Origin of the sequence: Pseudomonas taetrolens (genome assembly GCF_900475285.1) — a bacterium.
GTDB classification, from domain to species: Bacteria; Pseudomonadota; Gammaproteobacteria; order Pseudomonadales; family Pseudomonadaceae; genus Aquipseudomonas; species Aquipseudomonas taetrolens.
Map to the genome: position 1 here is coordinate 228,921 of NZ_LS483370.1, position 14,517 is coordinate 243,437.

At 58.8% G+C, this 14,517-nt stretch carries 15 protein-coding genes; 10 read left to right on the top strand and 5 right to left on the bottom strand.

Annotated elements, in window-relative coordinates; genetic code table 11:
• The first annotated feature begins 30 nt into the window (after positions 1–30).
• Entirely contained in the window at positions 31–960 is a 930-nt protein-coding gene (locus DQN55_RS01135; protein WP_048381135.1) for an SdiA-regulated domain-containing protein, read from the top strand.
• 110 nt (positions 961–1,070) lie between these two features.
• Positions 1,071–1,979 (top strand): SdiA-regulated domain-containing protein, encoded by a 909-nt coding sequence (locus DQN55_RS01140; protein ID WP_048381133.1) that lies wholly within the window; start codon positions 1,071–1,073, stop codon positions 1,977–1,979.
• 112 nt (positions 1,980–2,091) lie between these two features.
• On the opposite strand, the gene rpiA is transcribed toward DQN55_RS01140, so the two are convergent.
• Positions 2,092–2,763: a ribose-5-phosphate isomerase RpiA gene (gene rpiA, locus DQN55_RS01145; protein ID WP_048381131.1), complete on the bottom strand. Its 672-nt coding sequence runs from the start codon at positions 2,761–2,763 to the stop codon at positions 2,092–2,094.
• A 140-nt stretch (positions 2,764–2,903) separates the two neighbouring features.
• Between rpiA and ilvA the strand changes: the two genes are divergently transcribed.
• Positions 2,904–4,418, top strand: a complete 1,515-nt coding sequence (ilvA, locus tag DQN55_RS01150; protein WP_048381129.1) for a threonine ammonia-lyase, biosynthetic — start codon at positions 2,904–2,906, stop codon at positions 4,416–4,418.
• A gap of 40 nt (positions 4,419–4,458) precedes the next feature.
• Positions 4,459–4,887 (top strand): DUF2269 family protein, encoded by a 429-nt coding sequence (locus DQN55_RS01155; RefSeq protein ID WP_048381127.1) that lies wholly within the window; start codon positions 4,459–4,461, stop codon positions 4,885–4,887.
• Between the two features lie 40 nt (positions 4,888–4,927).
• Here the strand turns inward: DQN55_RS01155 and DQN55_RS01160 are convergent, their stop codons facing one another.
• Positions 4,928–5,584, bottom strand: coding sequence for a histidinol-phosphatase (locus tag DQN55_RS01160; protein ID WP_048381125.1), 657 nt, complete (start codon positions 5,582–5,584; stop codon positions 4,928–4,930).
• 144 nt (positions 5,585–5,728) lie between these two features.
• Between DQN55_RS01160 and DQN55_RS01165 the strand changes: the two genes are divergently transcribed.
• Both DQN55_RS01165 and ptsP read left to right on the top strand, forming a co-directional pair.
• Positions 5,729–6,208 carry an RNA pyrophosphohydrolase gene (locus DQN55_RS01165; protein WP_048381705.1) on the top strand — a complete coding sequence of 160 codons (480 nt, stop codon included), beginning with the start codon at positions 5,729–5,731 and terminating at the stop codon, positions 6,206–6,208.
• 21 nt (positions 6,209–6,229) lie between these two features.
• Positions 6,230–8,509 (top strand): phosphoenolpyruvate--protein phosphotransferase, encoded by a 2,280-nt coding sequence (ptsP, locus tag DQN55_RS01170; RefSeq protein ID WP_048381123.1) that lies wholly within the window; start codon positions 6,230–6,232, stop codon positions 8,507–8,509.
• A gap of 52 nt (positions 8,510–8,561) precedes the next feature.
• Here the strand turns inward: ptsP and DQN55_RS01175 are convergent, their stop codons facing one another.
• Positions 8,562–9,308 carry an NRDE family protein gene (locus DQN55_RS01175; protein ID WP_048381121.1) on the bottom strand — a complete coding sequence of 249 codons (747 nt, stop codon included), beginning with the start codon at positions 9,306–9,308 and terminating at the stop codon, positions 8,562–8,564.
• A 119-nt stretch (positions 9,309–9,427) separates the two neighbouring features.
• On the opposite strand from DQN55_RS01175, the gene DQN55_RS01180 reads away from it, so the two are divergent.
• The 3 genes from DQN55_RS01180 to DQN55_RS01190 are packed head-to-tail and all read left to right on the top strand — an operon-like array spanning position 9,428 to position 12,051.
• Positions 9,428–10,210, top strand: a complete 783-nt coding sequence (locus DQN55_RS01180; protein ID WP_048381703.1) for a sulfite exporter TauE/SafE family protein — start codon at positions 9,428–9,430, stop codon at positions 10,208–10,210.
• A gap of 12 nt (positions 10,211–10,222) precedes the next feature.
• On the top strand, positions 10,223–11,029 hold the full coding sequence (lgt, locus tag DQN55_RS01185; RefSeq protein WP_048381117.1) for a prolipoprotein diacylglyceryl transferase: 807 nt from the start codon (positions 10,223–10,225) through the stop codon (positions 11,027–11,029).
• 50 nt (positions 11,030–11,079) lie between these two features.
• Complete coding sequence (locus DQN55_RS01190) at positions 11,080–12,051, top strand: thymidylate synthase (RefSeq protein WP_048381115.1); 972 nt, start codon at positions 11,080–11,082, stop codon at positions 12,049–12,051.
• A 96-nt stretch (positions 12,052–12,147) separates the two neighbouring features.
• On the opposite strand, the gene DQN55_RS01195 is transcribed toward DQN55_RS01190, so the two are convergent.
• A complete protein-coding gene (locus DQN55_RS01195; RefSeq protein WP_048381113.1) occupies positions 12,148–12,603 on the bottom strand; it encodes a winged helix-turn-helix transcriptional regulator in 456 nt (151 codons plus the stop codon).
• Positions 12,604–12,745: 142 nt separating this feature from the next.
• Between DQN55_RS01195 and DQN55_RS01200 the strand changes: the two genes are divergently transcribed.
• Positions 12,746–14,002, top strand: a complete 1,257-nt coding sequence (locus DQN55_RS01200; protein WP_048381111.1) for an MFS transporter — start codon at positions 12,746–12,748, stop codon at positions 14,000–14,002.
• Between the two features lie 44 nt (positions 14,003–14,046).
• On the opposite strand, the gene cadR is transcribed toward DQN55_RS01200, so the two are convergent.
• Positions 14,047–14,496, bottom strand: a complete 450-nt coding sequence (gene cadR / locus DQN55_RS01205; RefSeq protein WP_048381109.1) for a Cd(II)/Pb(II)-responsive transcriptional regulator — start codon at positions 14,494–14,496, stop codon at positions 14,047–14,049.
• Between the last annotated feature and the right edge of the window lie 21 nt (positions 14,497–14,517).

A 14,517-nucleotide genomic window follows, 5' to 3' on the forward strand; every position in this document is an offset into this window, starting at 1 on the left:
CGTAGCCGAATTTTCTGGAAGAGCACTCAAATGGCCACCACGCCTCAAACGCCCCCCGTACGCCGAGTTTCCCGTTTTAACCTGCGCTGGTATTACTGGCTGTTGCTGCTGGGTGCAGTGTTTTATGGGATAGCTTCCGTCATGCATTGGGATGACCGGGGCGTGTTATGGGTGCTGGAGGGCTTCGAGAGCCCGACAGAACAGAGTGAAAGCGTTTGGTTGCCCGACTACACGGCAGTCATTGATGCCAAGCCGTTGCCGGGCCTGGAAGATGACGAAGCCTCGGACCTTGCTTACAACCCCGCCACCAAAACGCTATTTTCAGTGATGGGCAAAAATCCGTTTCTGGTTGAGTTGTCACTCGAGGGTGACGTGCTGCGCAAGATTCCACTCCAGGGCTGGAGCAATCCGGAAGGCGTGACCGTGATGGAGAATGGCCTGCTGGCCATTGTCGATGAGCGTGATCACATGCTGACCGTGGTGAAAGTCGATGCCGAGACTCAAAACCTGAACATGGCTGACTTTCCGAGTTACGACCTGGGCGTTTCCAAGGACCAGAACAAAGCCTTTGAAGCCATTGCCTGGGATCCGCGTCGCCAGCAATTACTGCTGGGAGAGGAGCGTCCACCCGCCTTGTATGTGTGGAAAAGCAATGGCAGCCAGACCCTCACCGGCAACAAGCAAAAATTATCCAGCGATGAGCTGGACCTGAGAAACCTGTCGGCCTTGAGTATTGATCCGCGTACCGGGCATACGCTGGTGCTGTCGGCAGATTCGCACATGCTTCTCGAACTCGATGAATTGGGCGAACAAGTGAGCTTCATGACGTTGTTGCGAGGCTTCAATGGTCTTAAAAACACCATCCCGCGTGCTGAGGGGGTGGCAACTGACGAACACGGCACGCTCTACATGGTGAGCGAGCCCAACCTGTTTTATCGCTTCGAGAAGGCCGCCAAGTAATGCGTCAGCTAGTGTTGAGGTAGTTGCGGGCACCCAGGTGCATGGCAGATTAAGTTTGAATTCATGCAGTCGTGGTATTTCATTTGCCTGATCTGTAGAGAGTCCGTCCCATGCACCGTGTCAGTCGCCTCACCGTTTTTCTTGTTTGCGTGATTCTTGCGGCCTTGGTCGCTGCAGGAATGGCGGCCCAGCACTACCGCTTCTTCGAGCGGACGTGGTTCAACATCAACCAGCAATGGCAATCCATCGACCCGGCAGCGATCAACCTCGGCGAATATCAGGTCGTGGTGCAGGGTCGCGCCATTGAGGGTCTGGAAGACGATGTGTCGGCGCTGACCTACGACCCGCTGCGCAAAAGCCTGTTTACCGTCACCAATAAAAAAGCCGAGCTGATCGAACTGTCCCTCGACGGGAAAATTCTGCGGCGTATTCCGTTGGTCGGGTTTGGTGATGCTGAAGCGGTGGAGTTCATTGGTGAGAACACCTATGTGATCACCGATGAACGCCAGCAGCGGCTGATTAAAGTGCGGGTTGATGACAGCACGCGGTTTCTCGATGCGGTTGATGCCGAGCAACTGACGCTGGGGCTCAATTTGGCGGGTAACAAAGGCTTTGAAGGTCTGGCCTATGATTCGGCCGGCAAACGCCTGTTTGTGGCCAAAGAGCGCGATCCGATGCTGATTTACGAAGTGCGCGGCTTCCCCCACGATAACCCGCAAGAGCCTTACGCCACCCATGTGGTGACCAACCCCCGGCGCGATGCCCGATTGTTTGTACGCGATTTGTCGAGTTTGCAGTTCGACGAGCGCAGCGGTCATTTGCTGGCGCTGTCGGATGAGTCGAAGTTACTGCTGGAACTGGATGTAGAAGGGCGCCCCATCAGCACGCTGTCGCTGAAAAAAGGCCGGCACGGCTTGACGAAGTCAGTGCCGCAAGCGGAAGGCATCGCGATGGACGATGAGGGAGCGGTTTACGTGGTGAGTGAGCCGAATCTGTTTTACGTATTCAAAAAACCCTAAGGCCTGACCTGAGGCCGGGTTTACGACTGCTGCGCAGCCGGACGCGGCCTCGCGCTGCTCGACCGCGGCTATGGCTGGTTTTTGTAGCCGTGGTCGAGTGCTCAGCGTCGGGTTACTTGGTCAGGGTTTTTACGCCTTCAGCCGTGCCCAGCAACAGCAGGTCAGCCGGGCGTGCGGCGAACAAGCCGTTGGTCACGACGCCGACGATGGCGTTGATTTGACGCTCCAGTTCAACCGGGTTGGTGATCTGCATGTTGAATACGTCGATGATGATGTTGCCGTTGTCAGTCACCACGCCTTCGCGGTAAACCGGGTCGCCGCCCAGCTTCACCAGCTCGCGGGCTACGTGGCTGCGGGCCATCGGGATCACTTCAACAGGCAGCGGAAACGCACCCAGCACCGGCACCAGTTTGCTGCCGTCGGCGATGCAGATAAAGGTTTTGGCCACCGCCGCGACGATTTTCTCGCGGGTCAGGGCTGCGCCACCGCCTTTGATCAGGTTCAGGTTTTCGTCGCTTTCATCGGCGCCATCCACGTAGAACTCCAGGTCGCTGACGGTGTTCAGCTCATACACCGGAATACCGTGACCCTTGAGACGGGCAGCGGTGGCTTCGGAGCTCGCCACTGCGCCGTCGAATGCGCCCTTGTGCAGCGCCAGCGCGTCGATGAAGCAGTTGGCTGTGGAGCCGGTACCGACCCCGACGATGCTCTTGTCATCCAGCTTTGGAAGGATGAAGTCGACAGCAGCCTGGGCTACGGCCTGTTTGAGTTGATCCTGGGTCATGCGGGCTCCGGGGCGGGAAGGGTATCAGAGGGCGGCAAGTATACCCCAAGCATCTAAAACCTTTGGATTCGTATGGTCGCCCGCGTAAACGCTGGGGTAGACTCCTTGGTCCCTGCCAACCCGCCCAGTGAAGCTTTCCGATGCTCGAACAGTACGTTAAGAAGATCCTCACCTCGCGCGTTTATGACGTAGCCGTTGAAACCCCTCTGCAAACCGCCAATCAGCTCACGCAGCGGTTGGGCAACCAGATTCTGCTCAAGCGCGAAGATCTGCAGCCGGTGTACTCGTTCAAGATTCGCGGCGCTTACAACAAACTGATGCACTTGAGTGATGCCGAACGGGCCTGCGGTGTCGTCACGGCATCGGCGGGTAACCATGCACAGGGCCTGGCCCTGGCGGCCAAGAAGCTGGGGGTCAAGGCCACCATCGTCATGCCCAAGACCACGCCCGAGATCAAGGTCGAAGGCGTACGTTCCCGCGGCGGTATTGTGGTGCTGCACGGCGACACGTTCCCCGAAGCCCTGGCCTACTCGCTGCAACTGGTCGAGAAAGAAGGCTACGTGTACGTTCACCCGTACGATGACCCGCACACCATTGCCGGGCAGGGCACGGTCGCGATGGAAATTCTGCGCCAGCACCCGGCACCACTCGATGCGATTTTCGTCCCGGTGGGCGGTGGCGGTCTGATCGCCGGGATTGCCGCCTACGTGAAATACCTGCGCCCGGACATCAAGGTCATTGGTGTTGAACCGGATGACTCCAACTGCCTGCAAGCCGCAATGGCTGCTGGCGAACGGGTGGTGTTGCCGACCGTGGGGATTTTTGCCGACGGTGTGGCCGTGGCACAGATTGGCCAGCACACCTTTGATATCTGCAAAAACTACGTGGACGAAGTCATCACGGTCAGCACTGACGAGATCTGTGCGGCGATCAAGGATATTTTCGACGACACGCGTTCGATCACTGAGCCGGCCGGCGCTCTGGGTGTGGCCGGGATCAAGAAGTATGTCGAGCAACGCGGTGTGCGTGGCCAGACGCTGGTGGCCATCGACTCGGGGGCTAACGTCAACTTCGATCGCTTGCGCCATGTAGCCGAGCGTGCCGAGCTGGGTGAAGGCCGTGAAGCGATCATCGCCGTGACCATCCCTGAAGAGGCGGGCAGCTTCAAGGCGTTCTGCCAGGCCATCGGCAAGCGTCAGATCACTGAATTCAACTATCGCTACCACACCGGCAGCGAAGCCCACATTTTTGTCGGTGTGCAAACCCATCCCGAGAATGACCCGCGCCGCGCGCTGCTCGCCAGCCTGGCGGAACAAGGCTTCCCGGTGGTTGACCTGACCGAGAACGAACTGGCCAAGTTGCATATCCGGCATATGGTCGGTGGACACGCGGCGAAGGTCAGCGATGAGCTGCTGTTCCGTTTCGAGTTCCCTGAGCGCCCGGGCGCACTGTTCAACTTCCTCAACAAGCTGGGAGGACGCTGGAATATTTCAATGTTCCATTACCGGAACCACGGTGCGGCCGACGGTCGTGTGATGGCCGGCTTGCAGGTGCCTGCTGAAGAGCGCCATCTGGTGCCGGCGGCGCTGGCTGAAATTGGCTACCCGTACTGGGATGAAACCGATAACCCGGCTTATCAGCTGTTTCTTGGCTGATAGCCGCTACGCTGTTTGAACGGTGCAAGGAATTTATAAAATGGAAACGTTCGCAGCATTAAAGCTGGTTCATGGCGTGTCGACACTGCTGCTGTTTGTCAGCGCCATCGTTTTGCTTGTCTGGGTAGTTCGTCGTTGGCGGGCCGGTGATAAAGACCTGTCGGGCGGCGTGGTGCGGCGTCCGTGGGGATTTGTCTGGGCTCTGATGGGGCTGTGTCTGTTGGTACTGCCGGTGAGTGGCTGGTTTTTGGTGCATCTGGCGGGCTGGCCATTGAGTCAGTTGTGGCTGCTGGCGGGCAGCAGTTTGTATCTGCTGGGCGGCCTGAGCTGGCTGTGGCTGGTGGTGCGTCTTAATCGGCAGCGGCTGGGACGTGTGGCCAAGCACCCGCGCTTTACCTGGGTGCTGGTGGTTTTTTGCGCCATTTGCTTTATCGCCATCGCCGGGCTGATGGGCGCCAAACCGGTGTAACTTCAAACGGCCCCTCCCCGGTTGGAGAGGGGCAGGGGCTTTAGTCGCGCAGTGAAATCACCGGCCAGCCGCGCTTCACGGCCTCGGCCCGCAGATTCTCGTCAGGGTCTACCGCCACCGCATGGGTCACTTGCTCCAGCAGCGGCAGATCGTTCATTGAGTCACTGTAGAAGTAGCTGTCAGCGAGGCTGTAGCCGGTTTCTTCGAGCCAGCGGTTCAGGCGTGTCACCTTGCCTTCACGGAAGCACGGTATGTCTGTGCTGCGCCCGGTATAGCGGCCGTCGACGACTTCGCATTCCGTGGCAATCAGGTGTTCCACGCCCAGGCGTTTAGCGATCGGGCCGGTGACTACGCGGTTGGTGGCGGTGATAATCACCAGCAGGTCGCCGGCTTCACGGTGCTGAGTCAGCAAGGCCTGTGCTTTGGGCAACATGATGGGCTCGATGCAATCGCGCATGAATTCGCGGTGCCATTGATCCAGTTGAGCCATGTCATGGAGGCCAAAGATTTCCATGCTGAAATTAAGATACGCCGCGTTGTCCAGCTTTCCGGCCAGGTAATCCTGGTAAAAGGCATCGTTGCGGGCCTTGTAGGCGTCGCCATCGAGAATGCCCCGCTGGCACAGGTAATCGCCCCATGCGTGATCGCTGTCGCCGCCCAGAAGGGTGTTGTCCAAGTCGAATAAAGCCAGACGCATAGAAGTTACCTGCTGAAATGTCTGTAAAAAAGGCCCTAAGAATACGGTCTTTTCATAAGAGTGCACATAAGGCGGGAAGGCGCGTTGCTGCTTTCACAACCTTTGTGGAACAATGCGGCGACATGCGTTTGCGAGGTTGTTGCCGTGATCGACCCCGATGGTTTCCGTCCTAATGTCGGGATTATTCTGACAAATGATGCTGGTCAGGTACTTTGGGCTCGCCGTATCAATCAAGAAGCGTGGCAGTTTCCACAGGGCGGTATCAACCCTGATGAGACGCCGGAAGACGCCTTGTACCGTGAGCTGAACGAAGAAGTTGGCCTTGAACGCGAAGATGTAGAAATACTCGCCTGCACGCGAGGCTGGTTGCGTTATCGTTTGCCGCAACGGCTGGTCCGTACCCACAGTCAACCGCTGTGCATCGGCCAGAAGCAAAAGTGGTTTTTGCTGCGCCTGATCTCTAACGAGCAGCGGGTGCGGATGGATTTGACCGGTAAACCGGAATTCGATGGCTGGCGTTGGGTCAGCTATTGGTATCCGTTGGGCCAGGTGGTGACATTCAAGCGCGAGGTCTATCGTCGCGCTCTCAAAGAGCTTGCCCCGCGCCTTTTAACGCGCGCCTGACACGGAGTTCGACCCCGAGCCATGCTCAATACGCTGCGCAAGATCGTCCAGGAAGTTAACGCCGCCAAGGATCTCAAGGCGGCGTTGGGGATTATTGTGTTGCGCGTCAAAGAGGCTATGAGCAGCCAGGTCTGCTCGGTCTATTTGCTTGATCCAGAGACCAACCGTTTTGTCCTGATGGCCACCGAGGGCTTGAACAAGCGCTCGATCGGTAAAGTCAGCATGGCGCCCAACGAAGGCCTGGTCGGCCTTGTGGGCACGCGTGAAGAACCTCTGAACCTCGAAAACGCCGCCGATCACCCGCGTTATCGTTACTTCGCCGAAACCGGTGAGGAGCGCTATGCCTCATTCCTCGGCGCGCCGATCATCCACCACCGCCGTGTGGTCGGGGTATTGGTCATCCAGCAAAAGGAACGCCGTCAGTTCGATGAGGGCGAAGAAGCCTTCCTGGTGACCATGAGCGCCCAGTTGGCAGGGGTTATCGCCCACGCCGAAGCCACGGGCTCGATTCGCGGCCTGGGGCGTCAGGGCAAGGGCATCCAGGAGGCCAAGTTCGTCGGCGTACCCGGTTCACCTGGTGCTGCGGTGGGTACGGCGGTGGTCATGTTGCCCCCGGCCGATCTGGACGTTGTTCCCGATAAAACCATCACTGACATTCCCGCCGAGCTGAAACTGTTCAAAACGGCCCTCGAAGGCGTGCGCAATGACATGCGTGCCCTGTCGACCAAGCTCGCGTCCCAGTTGCGGCCCGAAGAGCAGGCGCTGTTCGATGTCTACCTGATGATGCTCGATGACGCATCGCTGGGCAGCGAAGTCAAAAATGTCATCAAGACCGGCCAGTGGGCCCAGGGCGCGCTGCGGCAGGTAGTGACGGACCACGTCAATCGTTTTGAGCTGATGGACGATGCCTACCTGCGTGAGCGGGCCTCGGATGTTCGCGACCTCGGGCGGCGTCTGCTGGCGTATTTGCAGCATGATCGCCAGCAAACCATGGTCTATCCCGACAACACCATTCTGATCAGCGAGGAGCTGACGGCGACCATGCTGGGTGAGGTGCCTGAAGGCAAGCTCGCGGGCCTGGTGTCGGTATTGGGGTCGGGTAACTCCCACGTGGCGATTCTGGCCCGTGCAATGGGCATCCCGACGGTGATGGGCCTGGTCGACCTGCCGTACTCCAAGGTCGACGGCATTCAGATGATCGTCGACGGTTATCACGGCGAGGTCTACACCAACCCCAGCGAAGTGTTGCGCAAGCAGTACGCTGAAGTCGTCGAAGAAGAGCGTCAGCTGTCCCAGGGCCTTGATGCGTTGCGTGAGCTGCCGTGCATCACCCCTGACGGGCATCGCATGCCGTTGTGGGTCAACACCGGCCTGCTGGCTGATGTAGCGCGTGCGCAACAGCGCGGCGCAGAAGGCGTGGGTCTGTACCGCACTGAAGTGCCGTTCATGATCAACCAGCGCTTTCCGAGCGAAAAGGAGCAGCTGGCGATTTATCGCGAGCAACTCGCCGCCTTCCATCCGCAACCGGTGACGATGCGCAGCCTGGACATTGGCGGCGACAAGTCACTGTCGTATTTCCCGATCAAAGAAGACAACCCGTTCCTCGGCTGGCGCGGGATCCGTGTCACCCTCGACCACCCCGAAATTTTTCTGGTTCAGGCCCGGGCCATGCTCAAGGCCAGTGAAGGCCTGAACAACCTGCGTATTTTGCTGCCGATGATCTCCGGCACCCACGAACTTGAAGAAGCGCTGCACCTGCTGCACCGCGCCTGGGGTGAAGTGCGTGACGAAGGAACCGATGTGCCGATGCCTCCGATCGGGGTGATGATCGAAATTCCGGCAGCGGTGTACCAGACCAAGGAACTGGCGCGCCAGGTGGACTTCCTGTCTGTGGGTTCCAACGACTTGACCCAATACCTGTTGGCCGTCGATCGCAACAACCCGCGGGTCGCCGATTTGTACGATTACCTGCACCCGGCCGTGCTGCAAGCCCTGCAATCGGTGGTGCGCGATGCCCATGCCGAAGGCAAGCCTGCGAGTATCTGCGGGGAAATGGCGGGTGATCCGGCCGCGGCGATCCTGCTGATGGCCATGGGTTTCGACAGCCTGTCGATGAACGCCACCAACTTGCCAAAAGTGAAATGGATGCTGCGCCAGGTCAGCCTGAGCCGTGCGAAGGAAATCCTGGCCGAAGTCATGACCATCGATAACCCGCAGGTGATTCGCAGTACCGTGCAACTGGCCCTGAAAAACATGGGCCTGACCCGGATGATGAATCCGGCGGCAATCAAGCCGTATTAGCCACAAAGACGCCCCTCTGCAGGCGAGCGTACTCGCTTCTGCAGAGAGGGCTTCAAACTTCGATTCTGACTTCTCCCAAACGCCCGCCCAGTGGCCCGAAGCTGTATTCCACCATCAACCTTGAACCGTCAGCCTTGACGATCAATGCCGTGCTGGCGCGGGTGCCGTAGCTGGTGCTGGTGATAAATACGCTCGACAACAAACTTTCGGTTGCCAGCCCTACGCCCGTATCCGGCAACTCGCTGAATGGCGCTGTTTGCGTATCTTTGAGCAAGGCCAACAAGGACTGCGGCTGCGGGTCGCCCAGCACTTCGGCCAACGCTGCCTTGGCTTTCAGCAGCTTGGGCCACGGGGTATCCAGCCCGGCATTCGACAGCCCATAAATACCTGCACTCAACGGCTGCGCAGCCAACTCCCTTGAGTTGAAATGCCAGAGTTGGTCGCGGGTGCCCAACAACAGGTTGAAGCCGGCATATTCCACCGAACGTCGACCAACGTCGGCAAAGTACTCGCCAATTGACTGGTTTCCGATCAAAAACTCAGAGACCAGCTCGCCGCGGGAGCGCCGTGAAGGCGGGCGATGGGGCTCGCGAATATTGGTCAGTGCCGCAAAGCGGCCATCGGCGCCAATGCCCAGCCAGGTGCCGCCAGCTTCGATGTCGCGCCCTGCATACACATGGGGCGCTTCGGCCCACTGCGCCAAGGGCATGGCGGGGCGGGCATAAAATTCATCGCGGTTGGCAGCAACCACCAGCGGTTGTGCGTGACCGGGGCGCCAAGCAAAGACAATCAGGCACATGGGCAGTCCTTAATGATTTTTTAACCCCTGTAGTTATAGATTGCCTTGGCCCGTCGCGCCATGAGTGGAGCCCAAGCCCTTGCTCCGTTACCATGCGGATCAAAATCGAAGGGGGCGTTATGGAATTTCTGCTCTATCTGGTGCTGGGAGGCTTTGCCGGTGTTCTCGCCGGGCTGTTTGGTGTCGGTGGCGGGCTTATCATCGTGCCGGTGCTGGTGTTCAGTTTCACCCTGCAGGGCTTCAATACCGAGGTGCTGACGCATTTGGCCGTCGGCACGTCATTGGCTACGATTATCTTTACTTCGATCAATTCGATTCGTGAGCACCACCGCAAGGGTGCCGTGCGCTGGCCGTTGTTTATCTGGATGACGCTGGGCATTTTGATCGGTGCAGGCATCGGTGCGCTGACTGCTGAAGCCATCGCGGGGCCGCACCTGCAAAAGATCATTGGGGTGTTCGCGGTGCTGATTGCCGTGCAAATGGCCTTCGGATTACAGCCCAAGGCCAGTCGAATGGTTCCGGGCAAGCTGGGCTTGACCCTGGCGGGCAGTGTGATTGGCTGGGCATCGGCCATTTTCGGGATCGGCGGCGGTTCGCTGACTGTCCCGTTCCTGAGCTGGCGCAGTGTGCCCATGCAGCAGGCTGTGGCGACCTCGGCGGCCTGTGGATTGCCGATAGCGGTGGCAGGTGCATTAAGTTTCATGATCATTGGCTGGCACAACCCGGACTTGCCCGCGCATAGTCTCGGGTTTATTTACTTGCCGGCGCTGCTGGGCATCGCCCTGACCAGCATGTTTTTCGCCCGTTTCGGTGCGCGTTTGGCTCACAAGCTCTCGCCACGCCTGCTGAAACGGCTGTTTGCCGCACTGTTGTTCTGTGTCGGCTTGAGTTTCCTGATCTAACGAGGAGTCGCAATGCTGCCTTACCCGCAGATTGACCCGGTGGCATTGGCCATCGGACCGCTGAAAATCCATTGGTACGGTTTGATGTACCTGATCGGCATTGGCGCAGCCTGGCTGATCCTGTCCCGTCGTCTCAACCGTTTCGACCCGACCTGGACCAAGGAAAAGCTGTCTGACCTGGTGTTCTGGGTGGCGATGGGGGTGATTGTCGGTGGCCGTTTGGGTTATGTGCTGTTTTACGACCTGAGCGCCTACATCGCCAATCCGTTGTTGATTTTCGAAGTCTGGAAAGGCGGCATGGCGTTCCACGGCGGCCTGATCGGCGTGATGCTGGCCACGTGGTGGTTCGGCAAGCGCAACAACAAGTCGTTTTTCCAGATCATGGATTTTATCGCCCCTGTGGTGCCCATCGGCCTGGGCGCGGGGCGCATTGGCAACTTCATCAACGCCGAGTTGTGGGGCAAGGCCACCGATGTGCCTTGGGCGATGATTTTTCCGACCGATCCGCAGCAATTGGCACGTCATCCGTCGCAGCTGTATCAGTTTGCGCTGGAAGGTGTGGCATTGTTCCTGATTCTTTGGCTGTATTCGCGTAAACCGCGTCCAACCATGGCGGTTTCCGGGATGTTCGCCCTGTTCTACGGCATCTTCCGCTTTATCGTCGAGTTCGTCCGGGTGCCGGATGCTCAATTGGGCTATCTGGCGTTTGGCTGGGTCACCATGGGGCAAATCCTTTGCATTCCGATGATCGCCGGCGGACTGTTACTGATCTGGTGGGCTTACCATCGTGATCCAGCGGCTCAAAAAGCTGCGTCATAAATTCGAATTGCAGGGCTCATAAAGCCCTGCATTCAAACGGTAGGAAATCCATGAAGCAATACCTCGAACTCGTTGCCAACGTCATCAAAAATGGCACCTTGCAAGCCAACCGCACCGGCGTGAAGACCATCAGCCTGCCTGGGGCGATGTTGCGCTACGACCTCAAAGAAGGCTTTCCGGCCATCACCACCCGACGCATGGCATTCAAGTCCGCGATCGGCGAAATGTGTGGCTTCTTGCGTCCAGTGAACAGCGCTGCCGACTTCCGCGCCCTGGGGTGCAAGGTGTGGGACCAGAACGCCAACGAAAACGCACAGTGGCTGGCGAATCCGTTCCGTCAGGGCGAAGACGATCTCGGCGAGATCTATGGCGTGCAATGGCGCAAGTGGCCTGCCTACAAGCAGATTGGGCGCGGCAATCAGGCCGCCATCGAGCTGGCACTGAGCCAGGGTTATCGCCAGATTGCCGAAGGAGAGGAAGACGGCCAGCCCTACGTGGTGCTGTACAAGGCCATCGACCAGGTGCGTCAGTGTGTCGACACCATCATCAATGATCCGGGCAGCCGCCGTATTTTGTTCCATGGCTGGAACTGCGCCCAGCTGGACGAAATGGCTCTGCCGCCGTGCCACCTGCTGTACCAGTTCCACCCGAATGTCGAGACCAAGGAGATCTCCCTGACGCTCTACATTCGCTCCAACGATCTGGGCCTGGGCACGCCGTTCAACCTGACCGAAGGCGCAGCGCTGTTGAGCCTGATCGGCCGACTGACCGGCTACACGCCGCGCTGGTTCACCTATTTCATCGGTGATGCTCACGTGTACGAGAACCACCTGGACATGCTCAACGAACAGCTGACCCGCGAGCCGTTCCCGATGCCAAAACTGGTGATCTCGGACCGCGTTCCGGAGTTCGCCAGGACGGGTGTCTACCAGCCGGAGTGGCTGGGGCTGATCGAGCCGGGCGACTTCAGCCTCGAAGGCTATCAGCACCATGCTCCCATGACCGCGCCGATGGCGGTGTAACGCTGCACACCCGGTAGTCGCAGCCTGCACCAGCGGCTACCGGGTTTTCAGGCCCGGCGCTGGGCCACCTGAGCGCGAGGTGTCCACAATAGGCGGTCACACGTCACGCGTGATGACGCGCCTATAACTGTCTGCCGGGGTCAACACCTTGCCCGCTTTGGAGCGCACGGTGATGGTTTCAACCGGCTCCGACCGCTCTTTGTCGAGCAATATCGAAAAACTCTCGCCTTTACTGAACATAAACCGCTCGCCCCATTGGCGCATGCTGACGACCACGGGAAACACCGCGCGTCCCATTTCGGTCAACACGTATTCCTTGTAGGCGCTGCCATCGGACGCCGGCTGGATTTCGAACACGCCCAGTTCGACCAACATTTTGAGTTTCACGGTCAGAATATTTTTGGCAAGGCCAAGACGTTTCTGGAACTCGCTGAAGCGGCGAACGTCGTCGAACGCTTCGCGCAAGATCATCAAGATCCAGCGGTCGCCGATCGCCTCAAGCGTGCGGGCCACCGGACATTCGCTTTGAGCCAGTATTTGCTGCTTGGCCATGACTCACCAGGGTGCTGAAAATGGATCGGGAAGGATCAAACGGCAGAGGGGTGCCTTTGACAAACTGGTTGTATTTAACAACTTGATTTGATAAAAAACAACGATCCGGTTTCTTTTAGCAACCAAGTTCCAAGGATAGTTGATGGCCTGTAAATCTCTTGCACCAGCCAAAATGGACGCCGAAACCGAGAAGGCTGCCGGCGGCTATCCCGAGTCTGCCCAAGGTGCTACGACCGCCACCCTGAGCCGTTACCAGACCTTTCTCTTTGCGGTGACCTGCGCAATGGCGGTGGCAAACGTCTATTTTGCACAGCCTCTGCTGGAGTCCATGGCCACCAGCCTGTCGGTTTCGCCCGGCGCCATCGGTATCGTCGTCACCGCTACCCAGGCTGGTTATGTGCTGGGGTTGCTGTTCATTGTTCCACTAGGTGATCTGCTGAACCGCAAAAAACTCATCCTTACCCAATTGCTTCTGTCGGCTTTGGCCTTGTGCGCTGTAGGACTGGCTCAGGACTGGGGCATGCTGCTCGGTGCAATGATGCTGGTGGGCCTGATGGCCGTTGTGGTCCAAGTGGTGGTCGCCTACGTGGCCACCCTGGCGCTCCCCGAACAGCGCGGCGAGGTCGTGGGCACCGTGACCAGTGGCGTCGTGCTGGGGATTCTTCTCGCCCGCTTCGTGTCGGGGGCGGTGGCCGACCTGGCGGGCTGGCGCGGTGTTTATTTTGTGTCGGCGGCATTGATGATCGGCATGGCGCTGGTGTTGTTGCGCACCATGCCTGCCTCCCCGGCAGCACCTGCAAAAGGCGGTTACCTGGCGTTGCTGCGGTCGGTGTTTCAACTGTATCTGACCGAACGCACGTTGCGCGTCCGGGGCACCTTTGCCCTGCTCATCTTTGCCGCCTTCAGCGTGTTGTGGACATCGATGGTGCTGCCGCTCAGCGCGCCTGCGCTGTCGCTGTCACACACCCAAATCGGCCTTTTCGGCCTGGCCGGAGTGGCTGGCGCACTGGCTGCGGCACGGGCCGGGCGACTGGCCGACCGAGGGCTCGGCAACCGCACGACCGGCGTGGCCTTGCTGCTGTTGACCGTGTCCTGGTTGCCCACCGCGTTTGTCGAAAGCTCATTGCTGGCTATGGTCGTGGGCGTTGTGTTGCTGGACTTCGCCGTTCAAGCGGTGCATGTCACCAATCAGAGCCTGATCTTTGCCGCGCGCCCCGATGCGCAGAGTCGTCTTGTCGGCGCCTATATGTGCTTCTACTCGATCGGCAGCGGACTGGGCGCCATTGCGGCAACTTATGTATATGCACACTTTGGCTGGGGGGCGGTTTGCATGTTGGGGGCTGCCATCAGTGCAAGTGCTCTGTTGTACTGGATCTACCTGGAGCTCACGTCCCGATAATGCCCAGAACGTGAGAGACGTACACCCGACCGTCGGGATCTTTCTCAATGCCCGTGGCTTTTGCCCACATGGCTCGGTTCGCCTTCTGGCGGTGTCACCGAGCCGCTGACTTCCAGGCGCTGCAAAATTCCGCAATGATCCTTGTCCAGTCCTTGGCTGCAGCGTTGGCGCAGGTCGAGCAGTTGTACCTGCAACGCCAGCAAGCCATCGATCCGCGCCTTGACGTGGTGGATATGTTCGTCGATCAGCGCATTGACACTCTGGCACTGGTCTTGAGGGCTGTCGCGCAGATTGAGCAGGCTGCGGATTTCTTCGAGTGTCATGTCCAGGCTGCGGCAATTGCGGATAAAGGTCAGCCGTTCGACATGGGCCTGGGTGTACAAACGGTAATTGCCGTCACTGCGGGCCGGCTCTGGCAGCAGCTTTTCGCGCTCGTAATAACGGATGGTTTCGACCTGACAGTCGGTCAGTTTTGCCAGCTCACCAATTTTCATCAGTCGTGCCTCCCAAAGGTT